14 protein-coding genes are annotated in these 13,351 nt (G+C 69.1%); 1 reads left to right on the forward strand and 13 read right to left on the reverse strand.

Translation table 11 applies throughout. The annotated features are described in order from the left end of the window. Positions 1-9 precede the first annotated feature (9 nt). The 12 genes from hisA to C556_RS0102395 all read right to left on the reverse strand — a co-directional run bounded on the left by hisA (position 10) and on the right by C556_RS0102395 (position 11,237). A complete protein-coding gene (gene hisA / locus C556_RS0102340; protein ID WP_018746617.1) occupies positions 10-753 on the reverse strand; it encodes a 1-(5-phosphoribosyl)-5-[(5-phosphoribosylamino)methylideneamino]imidazole-4-carboxamide isomerase in 744 nt (247 codons plus the stop codon). 142 nt (positions 754-895) lie between these two features. Continuing rightward, a complete protein-coding gene (hisH, locus tag C556_RS0102345) occupies positions 896-1,540 on the reverse strand; it encodes an imidazole glycerol phosphate synthase subunit HisH (RefSeq protein ID WP_018746618.1) in 645 nt (214 codons plus the stop codon). A 1-nt stretch (position 1,541) separates the two neighbouring features. Then, on the reverse strand, positions 1,542-2,135 hold the full coding sequence (hisB, locus tag C556_RS0102350) for an imidazoleglycerol-phosphate dehydratase HisB (protein ID WP_018746619.1): 594 nt from the start codon (positions 2,133-2,135) through the stop codon (positions 1,542-1,544). Positions 2,136-2,327: 192 nt separating this feature from the next. Continuing rightward, positions 2,328-3,635, reverse strand: coding sequence for a DUF58 domain-containing protein (locus C556_RS0102355; RefSeq protein ID WP_018746620.1), 1,308 nt, complete (start codon positions 3,633-3,635; stop codon positions 2,328-2,330). Positions 3,636-3,637: 2 nt separating this feature from the next. Beyond that, complete coding sequence (locus tag C556_RS0102360; RefSeq protein WP_018746621.1) at positions 3,638-4,606, reverse strand: AAA family ATPase; 969 nt, start codon at positions 4,604-4,606, stop codon at positions 3,638-3,640. Then, positions 4,603-5,787, reverse strand: a complete 1,185-nt coding sequence (locus C556_RS0102365; protein ID WP_018746622.1) for a DUF4350 domain-containing protein — start codon at positions 5,785-5,787, stop codon at positions 4,603-4,605. The genes C556_RS0102360 and C556_RS0102365 overlap by 4 nt, the downstream gene beginning before the upstream one ends. Next, the gene (locus C556_RS0102370) at positions 5,784-7,349 is read right to left on the reverse strand and encodes a hypothetical protein (RefSeq protein WP_157235738.1); all 1,566 of its coding nucleotides are present in this window, start codon (positions 7,347-7,349) and stop codon (positions 5,784-5,786) included. Before C556_RS0102370 ends, C556_RS0102365 begins: the two co-directional genes overlap by 4 nt. After that, on the reverse strand, positions 7,339-8,286 hold the full coding sequence (locus tag C556_RS0102375) for a stage II sporulation protein M (protein WP_018746624.1): 948 nt from the start codon (positions 8,284-8,286) through the stop codon (positions 7,339-7,341). Before C556_RS0102375 ends, C556_RS0102370 begins: the two co-directional genes overlap by 11 nt. Further along, entirely contained in the window at positions 8,283-8,972 is a 690-nt protein-coding gene (locus C556_RS0102380; RefSeq protein ID WP_018746625.1) for an RDD family protein, read from the reverse strand. The genes C556_RS0102375 and C556_RS0102380 overlap by 4 nt, the downstream gene beginning before the upstream one ends. A 149-nt stretch (positions 8,973-9,121) precedes the next feature. Continuing rightward, positions 9,122-9,637 (reverse strand): RDD family protein, encoded by a 516-nt coding sequence (locus tag C556_RS21365; protein WP_018746626.1) that lies wholly within the window; start codon positions 9,635-9,637, stop codon positions 9,122-9,124. Next, positions 9,634-10,164, reverse strand: a complete 531-nt coding sequence (locus C556_RS0102390) for an RDD family protein (RefSeq protein ID WP_018746627.1) — start codon at positions 10,162-10,164, stop codon at positions 9,634-9,636. Before C556_RS0102390 ends, C556_RS21365 begins: the two co-directional genes overlap by 4 nt. A 140-nt stretch (positions 10,165-10,304) precedes the next feature. Beyond that, a complete protein-coding gene (locus tag C556_RS0102395) occupies positions 10,305-11,237 on the reverse strand; it encodes a GlxA family transcriptional regulator (RefSeq protein WP_018746628.1) in 933 nt (310 codons plus the stop codon). A 141-nt stretch (positions 11,238-11,378) separates the two neighbouring features. Between C556_RS0102395 and C556_RS0102400 the strand changes: the two genes are divergently transcribed. Next, the gene (locus C556_RS0102400; RefSeq protein ID WP_018746629.1) at positions 11,379-11,993 is read left to right on the forward strand and encodes a cysteine hydrolase family protein; all 615 of its coding nucleotides are present in this window, start codon (positions 11,379-11,381) and stop codon (positions 11,991-11,993) included. Positions 11,994-12,045: 52 nt separating this feature from the next. On the opposite strand, the gene hisD is transcribed toward C556_RS0102400, so the two are convergent. Continuing rightward, on the reverse strand, positions 12,046-13,338 hold the full coding sequence (gene hisD, locus C556_RS0102405) for a histidinol dehydrogenase (RefSeq protein WP_018746630.1): 1,293 nt from the start codon (positions 13,336-13,338) through the stop codon (positions 12,046-12,048). Between the last annotated feature and the right edge of the window lie 13 nt (positions 13,339-13,351).

A 13,351-nucleotide genomic window follows, 5' to 3' on the forward strand; every position in this document is an offset into this window, starting at 1 on the left:
GCGCGCGGGTCAGGCGGCGATCAGCTCGTCGGCCAGCGCCTGGGCGGCCTTGAAGTCGATGGTGCCTTCGTAGATGGCGCGGCCGGTGATGACGCCTTCGATGCCCTCGGCGGCCACTTCCACCAGCTTGCGCACGTCGTTCAGGTCGGTCAGGCCGCCGGAGGCGATCACCGGGATGGTCAGCGCCTGCGCCAGCCGCACCGTGGCCTCGATGTTCACGCCGGACAACATGCCGTCGCGGCCGATGTCGGTGTAGATCACGCTTTCCACGCCGTAGCCCTGGAAGCGTTGCGCCAGGTCGATCACGTCGTGGTCGGTGATCTTGCTCCAGCCGTCGGTGGCGACCTTGCCGTCCTTGGCGTCCAGCCCGACGATGATGTGGCCGGGGAAGGCATCGCACGCTTCGTGCAGGAAGCCGGGCTGCTTGACCGCGGCGGTGCCGATGATGACGTAGTCGATGCCGGCGTCGAGGTACATCTCGATGGTGTCCAGGCTGCGGATGCCGCCGCCCAGCTGCACCGGCACCTCGCCGCCGATGGCGGCGATGATGCGTTTCACCGCATCCAGGTTGCGCGGCTTGCCGGCGAAGGCGCCGTTCAGGTCGACCAGGTGCATGCGGCGCGCGCCCTGGCCCAGCCAATGGCCGACGAAGCTGGCCGGGTCGTCGGAGAACACCGTGGCGTCGTCCATTTCGCCCTGGCGCAGGCGCACGCACTGGCCGTCCTTGAGGTCGATAGCGGGAATGATCAGCATGATTGAGACGTTTGCTTGGAAGTTGAACGGGATGAACCGGAACGCGGCGCGCCGCCCGATGTCCGCCAGCCACGGGCGGGCGATCGGAGGCAGAGGGCGGCAGGCGACAACGGTTGAACGGACATGGCTCGATGGGACGCGTTCAGGCGCGACCGTCCCAGTCTACGAAATTTTTCAATAACTTGAGACCCGCCTGCGCACTCTTTTCCGGGTGGCACTGGATGGCGAAGATGTTGTCGCGCGCCACCGCCGCCGCGAAGCGGTACGGGTAGGCCGATTCGATCACCGCGATATCCTCGTCCGGGGCGAAGTGGTAGCTGTGCACGAAGTAGAAGCGCTCGCCGTCGGCGATGCCGGACCACAGCGGGTGGTCGTGGACGATGAACATCTCGTTCCAGCCCATGTGCGGCACCTTGAGCTTCTGGCCGTGGCCATCGACCATCAGCTGCGGCGGAAAGCGCCGCACCTGGCCCTTGAACACGCCCAGGCTGTCGGTCGGGCCTTCCTCGCTGCGCTCGAACAGCAACTGCGCGCCGACGCAGATGCCGAAGAACGGGCGATCCTGCGCGGCCTGGAGCACGGCGGCCTTGAGGCCGGATTCGTCCAGGTGGCGCATGCAGTCGGGCATGGCGCCCTGGCCGGGGAACACCACCTTGTCGGCGGCGGCGACCACGGCCGGATCCTGGGTGAGGTCGATCCGGGCCCGGCCGTCGGCGACCAGCTCGAAAGCCTTGGTCACCGAGTGCAGGTTGCCCATTCCGTAATCGACGATGGCGATCTTCTGCATGTCAGCCTACCAGCGTGCCCTTGGTGGACGGCGTGATGCCGGCCATCCGTTCATCGAACTCGCAGGCCATGCGCAGCGCGCGGCCCAGCGCCTTGAAGATGGTCTCGGCCTGGTGGTGGGCGTTCTTGCCGCGCAGGTTGTCGATATGCAGGGTGACGGCGGCGTGATTGACGAAGCCGCGGAAGAATTCGCCGAACAGGTCCACGTCGAACTGGCCGATCACCGCGCGGGTGTAGTCGCAGTGGTATTCCAGGCCCGGGCGGCCGGAAAGGTCGATCACCACGCGCGACAGCGCTTCGTCCAGCGGCACGTAGCTGTGGCCGTAGCGGCGGATGCCCTTCTTGTCGCCGATCGCCTTGGCGAACGCCTGGCCCAGCGCGATGCCGACGTCCTCGACCGTGTGGTGGGCATCGATATGCAGGTCGCCCTTGGCGACGATGTCCAGATCGAACAGGCCGTGGCGCGCCACCTGGTCCAGCATGTGCTCGAAGAACGGCACGCCGGTATCGAAACGGGATTGCCCGCTGCCATCCAGATTGAGCGTGACGGTGATCTGGGTTTCGAGCGTGTTGCGGGTGACGGTGACTTGACGCATGGGGTTTGTGCAGAGGCGGGAACAGGGAGCAATTGTCGCCCAGAACCCGCTTGGCGGAAAGCGGGCCGCGCTGGGAAGGGAGAAGGGGGAAGGGGGAAGGGTGAAAAGCCAATCCGAAGCGCCGGCCGGAGCGGCTTTTGACTTGCCGTTACCCTTCCCTCTTCCCCCTTCCCTCTTCCCACCCCAAAAACCCTACAACGCCCCGCTCTCCTTCAGATCCAGGTAGCGGTTGACCAGCGCCACCGGCAGTTGCTGCGGGGTCACGTCCATCAGTTCGCGGGCGTGGCCGTGCAGGCGCTGCATCGCAAGGCGGCGCGCCTCCAGGTAATCCAGGGTGCCGCAATGCAGCAGGGCGCTGTCCAGGTCGGCCACCGGGCGGGTCAGTACCTGGTCGAGCGCCACTTCGCGCAGGCTGACGCACATCACCCGGTGGTGGCGGGTCAGCAGCCGCAATGCGTCGGGCAGGGTGTCGCCGTCCTCGTCGCGGATATTGGTCAGCAGCACCACCAGACTGCGCTTGTGCACATGCTCGCCCAGCGCCTGCGCCGCCTGTACGTAGTCGGGATGGATCTCGCCCGGCTCCAGGTCGTAGAGGCCCGCCAGCAGGCGGTCGAACGCGGCGCGGCCCTTGGTCGGCGCCAGCCAGCGTTGCGGCCCGGCGAAGGTGAACAGGCCGACGGCGTCGCCCTGCTTCTGCGCCAGCCACGCCAGCACCAGCATGGCGTTCAGCGCGTGGTCGAAGTGCGAGGTCTCGCCGTCCAGCGCGTGCATGCGCCGGCCGCAGTCGAGCATGAACACGATCTGCTGGTCGCGCTCTTCCTGGTATTCGCGGCTGATCGGGCGCTGGTGGCGGGCGGTGGCTTTCCAGTCGATGGCGCGCAGGCTGTCGCCGCGCCGGTATTCGCGCAACTGGTGGAAGTCGGTGCCTTCGCCGCGACGACGGCGGCGCAGCACCCCGGCCTGCGGCACGTGCCGGTCGGCGGCGGCCAGCGAACGCTTGAGCACGGTGGTGAAGTCGGGGAACACCCGCACCGCCTCGCCCTCCCCCAGCCAGACGCGGCGGGTCCACAGCCGCAGCGGCGATTCCACCCGCAGCTCCAGCCGGCCGAAGCGGTGGTCGCCACGCAGCGGCGGGCACAGCCGGTAGGTCAGTTGCACGAACTGCCCGGCGGTCAGGCGGCTGGCATGCGGCAGGCCGCTCATCTCCCAGCCCTGCGGATAGTGGTCGAACAGCGCCAGTCGCAGCGGGCGCCCACCGGTGTGGTGCACGGTGAGCGCGACCTCGCCCCAGCGTCCGCGCGCCCACACCTTGGCGACGCGGCGTTCCATCGCCAGCGCCGGCAGGCGCCAGCCGAGGAGCGCATCGCCCAGCGCCAGCAGGACCAGCGCCAGCGGCACCAGCCACCACGGCCCCGGCGGCAGCCAGGGCTGGACGCAGGCGGCGAGCGCCAGCGCCAGCAGCAACAGGGGCAGGCGGCGCCCCGGTACGTAGCCGAGCATGGTCAGGCGCGCGGCGCGGGCAGTTGTTCCAGCAGCCCGACCAGCAGGCGGTCGGCGCTCAGGCCTTCCAGCTCGGATTCGGGCGCGAGCATCACGCGGTGGCGCAGCACCGGCAGCGCGGCGCGCTTGATCTCGTCCGGGGTGACGAAATCGCGTTCGCCCAGCAGCGCCAGCGCCCGCGCCACCCGCACCAGACCGATGGCGCCGCGCGGACTGGCGCCCATCGACAGGCCTGGCCAGTCGCGCGTGGCGCGCACGATGCGCACCGCGTAGTCGAGTACCTGGTCGTCCACGGTGATTTCGGCGGTGATCTGCTGCAGGGCGTTGATGGTTTCGGGGCGCAGCAGCGTGCCGACGGTGGACAGGTCGAGCGCGTCGCCCACCTGGCCGCTGGTCACCTGCCGCACCAGCGCCACCTCGTCGGCGGCCGCCGGGTAGTCGATCAGCACCTTGACCAGGAAGCGGTCGAGCTGCGCCTCGGGCAGCGGATAGGTGCCCTCCTGGTCGATCGGGTTCTGCGTGGCCAGCACCATGAACGGCGCCGGCAGCGCGTGGGTTTCGCCCTCGATGGTGACCTGGCGTTCCTGCATCGCCTCCAGCAGCGCGGCCTGGGTCTTGGCCGGGGCGCGGTTGATTTCGTCGGCCAGCACCAGGTTGGCGAAGATCGGGCCGTGGCGGACGATGAAATCCTGGTTCTTCAGGTCGAACAGCGCGTGGCCGGTGACGTCGGCGGGCATCAGGTCGGGGGTGAACTGCACCCGCGAGAACTGGCCGGAGAAGGTCTTGGCCAGTGCGCGCACCAGCAGGGTCTTGCCCAGGCCGGGCACGCCCTCCAGCAGCACGTGGCCGCCGGCCAGCAGCGCGGCGAGCACGGTGTCGACGGTGTCGTCCTGGCCGACCACGGCGTGCAGCACCTGCTCGCGGACCCGGCGCAGGGCTTCGATGGCCTGGGCGAAACGTTCGGGGTTCATAGCATCTTCCTCAAGGTTTGCAGGGTCGCCACGCAGGCATTGAAGGCGTGGGGCTGCCGGGGCGCTGCGCGCTCCAGCGCCTGTTCGATGTCCTGAAGCGGCAGGCCGCTCAACGCGGCCAGCCGGGTGGAGAGTTCGGCGACGGGCAGCTTGGCCCATTCGGGATGGCGCGCCGCCACCCGTTGCAGCGTTTCGCGCCGGGCCGCGTGCAGCAGGCGGGCCTGGCCGGCCTGCTTCCAGGTCCAGAACGCGGTGGCGCGGATGTGTTCGAGCAGCGCGCGACGGCCGCCGGGCGCGTCGGCCAGGCGCGGGCCGAAGCGTGCGCCTTCGCGCCACAGCCACAGCAGCAGCGCGCCGGCGAGCAGCCCCAGCGTCAGCGGCCAGCGTTCGGCCAGTTGTTCGTACCACGGTTGCGGGGCGCCGGCGCGCACCAGCCATACCTGCCCCGGGTTGAGCCGCGCCAGCCGCCACAGCAGTTCGGCATGGTCGAGCCGGCCCAGGTTGTTGTTGTGGAACAGGACCTCGCTGCCGCCGACCACGATCCAGCCCTGGCCGACGCGATAGGCCAGCAGTCGCCGATGCTGGTTGTCCTGCCACGCGGGCGGCACCGTCGGCGATGCCTGCAACGCGGTGTAGCCGGCGGAAATCTGCAAGTCGTAGGGCGAGCCCGGCGGGCGCACGCTCAACGGCGGCGGTGTGGACACCCCCGGCGTGGCCGCTTCGGTGCTGACGCCCTCCTCTTCCTCGTCGTCGCAGCCGCAATCCTCTTCGTTCACGGTGATGCCGAGCGGGCCGAGCAGGATGCCTTCGCGTACCCCTGCGGTTTCCTCGTTGTCCCAGCCGGCGACGGCGGTCACCAGCACGCCGCCGCGTCGCACCCAGTCGCGCAGCGCGCGCTGTTCGGCCGGCGCCAGGTTTTCGTCCAGGCTGGGCGCGATCAGCACGTCGCGCGCGCCCAGTTCGCCGGCCACGCCGTGCAGCGCCGGGCGCGCCACCACCCGGTGGCCGCGCAGCGCCAGGAAGCGCTCCGCCGCCAGCAAGGGGTTGTGCAGCGCCTCGGCGCCCGGCGGCGATTCCTGGGCGAACACGCGTTTCTTGAAGTGCGTATAGCCGTACCACGCGGCGTAGCCCACGCCCCACAGCAGCACCAGGGTGATGATCCAGCGCGCGGCCTTGCTCATGCGCGGGCTCCGTCGAAGGCGACGCGCCATTGCGCCAGCAGCGGCGCCAGTTGCGCCTCGGCCGGCCAGCGTTGCGCATAGGCGGCGTTGCGCCAGACTTCGGTCACGCCGGTGCAGCCGCGTTCGGCGGCCTCGGGCAGGCTGCCGGCCAGACGGCTGCGGCGGCAGGCGGCAAGCACGTCGCCCTCGGTGGCGCCGGCCACCAGCTCGATGCCGTGGTCGTGCGCCAGCCGCGACACGGTGGCACGGTAAAGCAGGGCCAGCGCTTCGCGTTGCCGCCCCTCGCGCCAGGTACGCATCACGGTGTCCGGCACATCCTCGGGCAGGGTTTCCGGGCGGATGTCCAGGCCGCAGACCTCGGTGGGCGGTGCGGCGGTGCGGCGGGTCTGCAACTGGAGCGCGCTGACCAGCGGGCCGCGATAGCGCCACAGCAGCCACGCCAGGATCACCACCAGCAGCACGATCAGGGCGATCTTCAGCACATTGGCGCTGATGCCGTCGCCACGGCCGCCCTTCAGGTGCTTGCGCAGCCAGTCGGCCAGCCAGTTGTTGTCGTCGTTCTTCCTGGCTTCGGGCACCCAGGTTTCGATGCAGGTCCAGTTGCGCAGCGGCTCGCGCGCCAGCACGTCGTCCAGTTGCCGACGCAGTTCGGCCTGCCGGGCGTCGATGGCCGGACCGCGCCCCTGGCGCATGGCAACCACCTCGTCGGGCGGCGGGCACTCCAGCGCGTAGGCCGGCGCCGGCGCGCCCCACCACAGCGCCACGCCGAGCAGCAGTGCCGCCAGCATGCCGGCACCGCGCGGCGCCACGCCGTTGCGCCGCGCCGCCAGTCGCCGCAGCGACAGTTCGATATCCCATCCTTCCAGTTCGGCGCGGCGGCACAGGTACAGGCCGAAGCAGCCGGCGGTATACACCGGCCCGATCACGCCTGCGGTGAGCACGTAGCAAAGGAAGCCGGCCGATTCGAGCAACGCCGAATCCTGGTAATGCCCGGCGAGGAAGGCGAAGGGGTTGGCCGATTCCGGCTGGGCCAGCACCAGCCCCAGCGCGCCGTAGACGGCGAACTGCAATGCCATTTCGAAGTGGGCGCAGGCAACGCCGAACCACGCGGCGACGCCGTAGGCGCCGCGCGCGCCCAACACCTTGCGCCGTTGCGCGGCGAAAGTGCCGCGGGCGTTCTCCAGTTGCCAGATCGGCGCGTACAGGCCGCGGCCCACCATCACCGGACGCCACCAGGTGAGCGAGCGGAACCAGCCGCCCAGCTGACGCGGCCAGGCGCGCCAAGCCTGCCGCACCGTGACGCGCTCGCCGAACACCGCGCGCGACAGGATGAACAACGGCAGCCGCTCGAAGATCGGCCGCAGCCACCACAGCACCAGCGACGCGACCCACATCCAGCCCTGCGGCATACATAGCCACAGCAGGATCGAGGCCAGCAGCCACGGTCCCCACCATGCCAGGTAGGTGGTGCGCCAGTGACGGCGCAGCAAGGCGTGGCCGAGATCGACCGCCATCCAGTGCGGACGCGGGCGGGCGTCGATTTCCAGGTGTTCAAGCCGCACGGCGCCGCCCCATCAGGCAGAAATACGCGATCAGCGCCAGCCAGGTCAGGCCGCCGACGATGTACTTCACCAGCGCCGGCACGTCGGTGCGCGCCGACCAGAAGGCTTCGACGAAGGCGGCCAGCAAGGTCAGCAGCACCGCGCCGCCCAGCATCGGCAGGATGCGCTGCCCGGCCTGCCGCAGCGCGGCCATCCGCGTCAGCCGGCCGGGCAACAGCAGCGCGCCGCCCAGCTTGAGGCCGGCGGCGCAGGCCAGCAGCAGGCCGACGACCTCGAACGAGCTATGGGTGACCACGAAGGAAAGAAACGCCTCGCGCGTGGCCGGCTCGCGGGTGAGCCAGGTGCCGATCACGCCCATGTGCATGCCGTTGTAGGCGGTGGACACCAGCGCGCCCAGTCCGGCGACCAGACCACCGGCGAAGGTGCGCAGGTCGATGGAGATGTTGTTCCACACGTACACGCCGAACATCAGCACGTCGTCCTCGGGGCCCTTGCGCCCCAGGCGCTGCGCGGCCATGCGGTACATCGATTCGTATTCGGCGAGCTGGCCCGGATCGATCACGGTGTAGGCCAGCTCGGGCCGCCAGTTGATCAGGCCGACGCACAGCAGCAGCGGCAGCAGGAAGGCGAGCAGCGCCAGCAACACCACTCGCCATTCGGCGCGGACCAGCAGGGGGAAATCCAGGCGCAGCCAGCGCACGAACACCATTTCCTGGTTGGCGCTACTGCGGTAGAGGCGGCGGTGCGCCGCGATGGCCAGACTGTCCAGCCGCGCCACCAGCGACGGCGAATAGCCGCGCTGGCGCGCCACCGCCAGGGTGTGGCACAGCGCGCGGTAGCGCGCCGGCAGGTCGAGCGAAGGCAGTTTGCTTTTCAGATCCTGCGCGATGTCGTCCCACAGTGCGGCGTGGCGCGCTTCGAATTGGCGTTGTTTCACGCGGCATCCTTGCCGGTCAGGCCGGCGACGTAGCCGTACAGCCGGTCCAGCGATGCCTGGCCGCGCAGGCCGGTGAGCGGCTGCGCCAGGTCGCCCAATTCCAGCTGGCGCTGCGGCGGCACGGCGTGCACCCGTTCCACCAGATCGACCAGCGTGCGCTGTTCGTCCGGCGTCAGCGGGAACGGCAGGGCCACCGGGGCGACGTCGAGCGCCTTGGGCAACGGCGTCGGCTGCTCGCGGTAGACCACGATGGTGCCGGCCACCAGATCGCCGATGCGGCGAAAGCGCGCGTCGAGCAGCATCGCACCCAGGCCGATGCCGTAGCACAACGGCATGAAGTCGATGGCGCGCAGCACGTTACGCAGCACCGATTCGCGCCAGCCCACCGGCAGGCCGTCCTCGCGCAGCACCTGCAACCCGAGCATGCGCTTGCCCGGGGTGCGGCCGTCGCCCAGCACCTCGAACAGCACGCCGTAGGCCCATTGCAGCAGGAAGAACGCCACCAGCCCCAGACCCATGCCGGCGCGACCCAGCGTCACCAAGAGGGGGATATACAGCACCAGCCCGATCAGCGCGCGCAGCAGCCAGTCGATCAGCCAGGCATAGCCGCGACGGGCCGGGCCGGCCGGCGTGAACACCAGCGAGACGCCTTCGGGAGTGGAAAGGTGCAGCTTGCCGTCGAGCATGGAAGGGAATCGGGACCCGGCCTCGTTCTGCGCGAGGAGCAGGCGGTTGGAAAAAAAACGCAGTTTACAGGCGGCGCCTTATCGCTGCATGACGGGATGCTGGGCAAAGCATGAATCGCCCCGGCAGCGGACCGGGGCGATTGCCGGCGTCAGGCTTTGACGACCCTGGTACCGGCCCAGTCGTCGTGCAGGCAGCGGCGACTTTCGCGGAAGATCATCGAGGCATCGAGCAGACTGCCCAACGGTACGAAGGACAGCAGGATCGCCGGGAAGAAGCGAGCCACGACGTAATGCCATGCGCCGCAATACGTACCGTCCCGCCGCACCACCCTGATGCCGAGCAGCCTCTTCGCCACGGTCTGACCGCTTTGCTCCAGCAACAGGCAGTTGTAGTAGACGAAGCCGAGCGGCACGCCGAACGCGACCAGCAGATACAGCGCATTGGCCAACGCGCCGTCGCCCACCAATTGCGACCCCAGCAACCAGGGCATGGCACTCAGCAGTACCAGCACCCCATTGACGACCACGGCCGCCAGCCGGGACCAGCGGCTGGCCAGCTCCAGCTGTTGCGGCGCGGTTTCCTGCGCCAGCTCGACCGTGGTCGCCGCATAGGGATTGGCCTCGAACGGCGTGACCCCCGCTTCCTCGGACCGTGCTCCGCTCATACCCGGATCACGATGGTGCCGGCGATGTCGTCATGCAGGCAGCGGCGCGACTGGCGGAAGATCAGCAGTGGATCGAGCAGGCTGACGATGACGCCCACGAACGGGATCATGGACAGCAGCGCAACCGGCAGGTAGCGGATGAAGACATAGCGACGCAGGCCGCAACGGCTGCCGTCCTGGCGGATGATCTTGATGCCCAGCACCTTCTTGCCGAGGGTCTGGCCATTGCGATGGACCAGCACGAAGTTGTAGATGACGAACGCCAGCAGCAGCAGGCCACCGATCACGATGCCCGCCAGCAAGCCCGCCCCCGGTGAAATGCCCCCCTGGAGCAAGGCGGGCGCGGCGATCGCGACGGCGATCATCGGAATACCCGCGATCAGGCCGAACACCCCGTCCAGCAGCACCGCGCCGAGGCGGGTGCCGCGCTCGGCCAGTACGAACTGGTCGTCGGCGCTCTGTTGCAGATCGACGGTGGTGGCGGCATACGGATTCGTTTCGACGGCAACGACAGTTTCTGCGTTCATGTGGAAATCCCCTGTTTTTGGAAGCTCATCTCGACCATCTTTTTTACTGCCTTAGAAAGACAGCGTTAACGATTCTAACGCCAAGCAATACAAATTGGTTATTTGTGAATTCTTTTTGGCTTTTCAGCAACGGCGGCACATCAGGACTGCCCGCGGAAGGTCCGGCGGTAGGCCGATGGCGAAACGCCCAGGGTGGCGGCGAAATGCTGCCGTAGCGAAATCGCACTGCCGAATCCCGCCGCCTCGGCCACCTGCTCGATCGGGGCGTCGCTCTGCTCCAGCAGGCGCTGCGCCTGACCCAGCCGCTGGTGCAGCAGCCACGCGCCGACGGTGGAGCCGGTCAACGCGCGAAACCGCCGGGTGAAGGTGCGGCGGCTCATCGCGGCGTGGGCCGCCAGGTCGTCGAGCCTGAGCGGCTGATCCAGCCGGGCCAGTGCCCATTGCAGCGTCTCGCCCAGGCGATCGCCCGCGCGCGACGCCGGCAGCGGCCACTCGATGTATTGCGCCTGCCCGCCCTGGCGGTACGGCGGCACCACCAGGAAGCGCGCCACCTGGTTGGTCCTTTCGGCGCCGACCAGGCCGCGCAGCAGATGCAGGCAGCAATCGATGCCGGCGGCGGTGCCCGCCGAGGTGACGACGGAGCCATCGTCCACATACAGCACCGCCGGCTGCATGCGCACCTGCGGAAAGGCGGCGGCGAATTCGTTCGAGCATCCCCAATGGGTGGTCGCCGGGCGGCCGTCCAGCAATCCGGCGTGGGCCAGCACGAATGCACCCAGGCACAGCCCGACCAGCCTGGCGCCACGCGCGTGGGCGCGTCGCAAGGCGTCGAGCAGCACCGGCGACGGCACTTCGTCGACACCGCGCCAGCTGGGCACCACGATCAGGTCGGCCTCGTCCAGCGCGGCCAGGCCGTCGTCGACGGCGATGCCAAAACCCGCGCTGGCGGCAAGCACGCCCGGCTGCTCGGCACAGACGCGCACGCTGCATCCTGCCGCTTGGAACACAATGCAGGGCACCGACAAATGGAACGGGCTGACGTGGTCGAACGCGACGACGGCGATGCGGATCATGGCGGCCTCCGGCTGGTTGGCACGATGCAGAATGGCCCGATTCCATCGATGAATGGCATTCGGGTCAATCGTCGGCGGACGATCGGCCGCGCATCATGACCTCACCCCGCGACTTTCGCGGCCCACTTACCGGAGAACGTCATGCAACGCGCGCTGATCGTCATCGATGTGCAGAACGAATACGAAACGGGCGGCCTGAAGATCGAGTACCCGCCTTTCGCCCAGACCCTGGCCCGTGTCGGCGAAGCGATGGACGCCGCGCACGCGGCCGGCATCCCGGTGGTGGTGATCCAGCACTCGGAGCCGGCGGATGCGCCGGTGTTCGCCGTGGGCAGCCATGGCTGGCAGTTGCATGAAGCCGTGGCCCGGCGGCCACGCGACCACCACGTAGAGAAGCACCAGGCCAGCGTGCTCGCCGGCACCGGCCTGGCCGACTGGCTACGCCAGCATGGCATCGACACGCTGACCATCGTCGGCTACATGACGCAGAACTGCGACGATTCGACGGTGAAGCAGGCGGCGCACGAAGGCTTCGCGGTGGAGTTCCTGTCGGACGCCAGCGGCGCGCTGGCCCTGGCCAACCGCGCCGGCCATGCCAGCGCCGAGGAAGTCCATCGGGTGACCATGGTGGTGATGCAGTCAAACTTCGCCGCGGTGCTGACCACCGGGGAATGGATCGCCGCGGTGAACAGCGGCGTGGCGCCGGAGCGCGACAACATCCTGGTTTCGTACCGTCGCGCGCACGGACTCGCCTGAACGAAAAAGACCGGCCAAGGCCGGTCTTTTTGTTTTGGCAAGGGCGAAGCCCTTACTTCAAGCGCAACTCCGCCGCGCGCGCATGCGCGGTCAGGCCCTCGCCGTGCGCCAGTTCGCTGGCGATGCGGCCCAGCTTCTGCGCGCCGTCCTCCGATACGTTGATCAGGCTGGTGCGCTTCTGGAAGTCGTAGACGCCGAGCGGGCTGGCGAAGCGCGCGGTGCGCGCGGTGGGCAGCACGTGGTTGGGGCCGGCGCAATAGTCGCCTAGCGATTCGCTGGTGAAGCGGCCCATGAAGATGGCGCCGGCGTGGCGCAGGCTGGGTAGCCAAGCGTCCGGGTCGGCCACCGACAGCTCCAGGTGCTCCGGCGCGATGTAGTTGGCGATCTCGCAGGCTTCGGCCAGGTCGGCCACCTTGATCAGCGCGCCGCGGTTGCCCAGCGACGCTTCGATGATCTCGCGGCGCGGCATGGTCGGCAGCAGCCTGGCGATGCTGGCCTCGACGCGCTCGATGAAGGCGGCGTCCGGACACAGCAGGATGGCCTGGGCGATCTCGTCGTGCTCGGCCTGGCTGAACAGGTCCATCGCCACCCAATCCGGGTCGGTGCCGCCGTCGCAGATCACCAGGATCTCCGACGGGCCGGCCACCATGTCGATGCCGACCACGCCGAATACCGCGCGTTTGGCGGCGGCGACATAAGCGTTGCCGGGGCCGGTGATCTTGTCCACCTGCGGGATGGTGGCGGTGCCGTAGGCCAGTGCGCCCACGGCCTGCGCGCCACCGATGGTGAAGGCACGGCTGACGCCGGCCACGTAGGCGGCGGCCAGCACCAGATCGTTGCGCTCGCCGCGCGGGGTGGGCACCACCATGATGATCTCGGGCACGCCGGCCACGTGCGCCGGCAGCGCGTTCATCAGCACCGACGACGGATACGCGGCCTTGCCGCCCGGCACGTAGATGCCGACGCGATCGAGCGCGGTGACCTGCTGGCCCAGCAGGGTGCCGTCTTCGTCGCGGTAGCTCCACGAGGTCATTTTCTGGCGTTCGTGGTAGCTGCGCACGCGGGCGGCGGCGGCGGTGAGCGCATCGCGACGCGCGGCGGGCAGGCGCTCGAAGGCGGCCTTCAGTTCGTCCTGGGTCAGTTCCAGGTCGGCCATGCCGGCGGCGCTGGTACCGTCGAAGCGGTTGGTGTATTCGACCACCGCCGCGTCGCCTTCGGTCTTCACCCGATGCAGGATATCGGCCACGCGCGCGTCGACCTGCGGGTCTTGCGAGGTTTCGAAAGCGAGCAGGGCCTTGAGCTGGTCCTGGAACTGGGGCGAGGCGGAATCGAAGCGGCGGATCATGAGGCGAACCGGG

Origin of the sequence: Chitiniphilus shinanonensis DSM 23277 (genome assembly GCF_000374805.1) — a bacterium.
Classification (GTDB): Bacteria; Pseudomonadota; Gammaproteobacteria; order Burkholderiales; family Chitinibacteraceae; genus Chitiniphilus; species Chitiniphilus shinanonensis.

Bases quoted from the DNA above. Each gene is read 5' to 3' on its own strand.
- hisH (WP_018746618.1), bottom strand. From the start codon at position 1,540: ATGCAGAAGATCGCCATCGTCGATTACGGAATGGGCAACCTGCACTCG.
- C556_RS21365 (WP_018746626.1), bottom strand. From the start codon at position 9,637: ATGAGCGGAGCACGGTCCGAGGAAGCGGGGGTCACGCCGTTCGAGGCC.
- C556_RS0102355 (WP_018746620.1), bottom strand. From the start codon at position 3,635: ATGCTCGGCTACGTACCGGGGCGCCGCCTGCCCCTGTTGCTGCTGGCG.
- C556_RS0102360 (WP_018746621.1), bottom strand. From the start codon at position 4,606: ATGAACCCCGAACGTTTCGCCCAGGCCATCGAAGCCCTGCGCCGGGTC.
- C556_RS0102400 (WP_018746629.1), top strand. From the start codon at position 11,379: ATGCAACGCGCGCTGATCGTCATCGATGTGCAGAACGAATACGAAACG.
- C556_RS0102395 (WP_018746628.1), bottom strand. From the start codon at position 11,237: ATGATCCGCATCGCCGTCGTCGCGTTCGACCACGTCAGCCCGTTCCAT.
- hisA (WP_018746617.1), bottom strand. From the start codon at position 753: ATGCTGATCATTCCCGCTATCGACCTCAAGGACGGCCAGTGCGTGCGC.
- C556_RS0102365 (WP_018746622.1), bottom strand. From the start codon at position 5,787: ATGAGCAAGGCCGCGCGCTGGATCATCACCCTGGTGCTGCTGTGGGGC.
- C556_RS0102380 (WP_018746625.1), bottom strand. From the start codon at position 8,972: ATGCTCGACGGCAAGCTGCACCTTTCCACTCCCGAAGGCGTCTCGCTG.
- hisB (WP_018746619.1), bottom strand. From the start codon at position 2,135: ATGCGTCAAGTCACCGTCACCCGCAACACGCTCGAAACCCAGATCACC.
- C556_RS0102390 (WP_018746627.1), bottom strand. From the start codon at position 10,164: ATGAACGCAGAAACTGTCGTTGCCGTCGAAACGAATCCGTATGCCGCC.
- hisD (WP_018746630.1), bottom strand. From the start codon at position 13,338: ATGATCCGCCGCTTCGATTCCGCCTCGCCCCAGTTCCAGGACCAGCTC.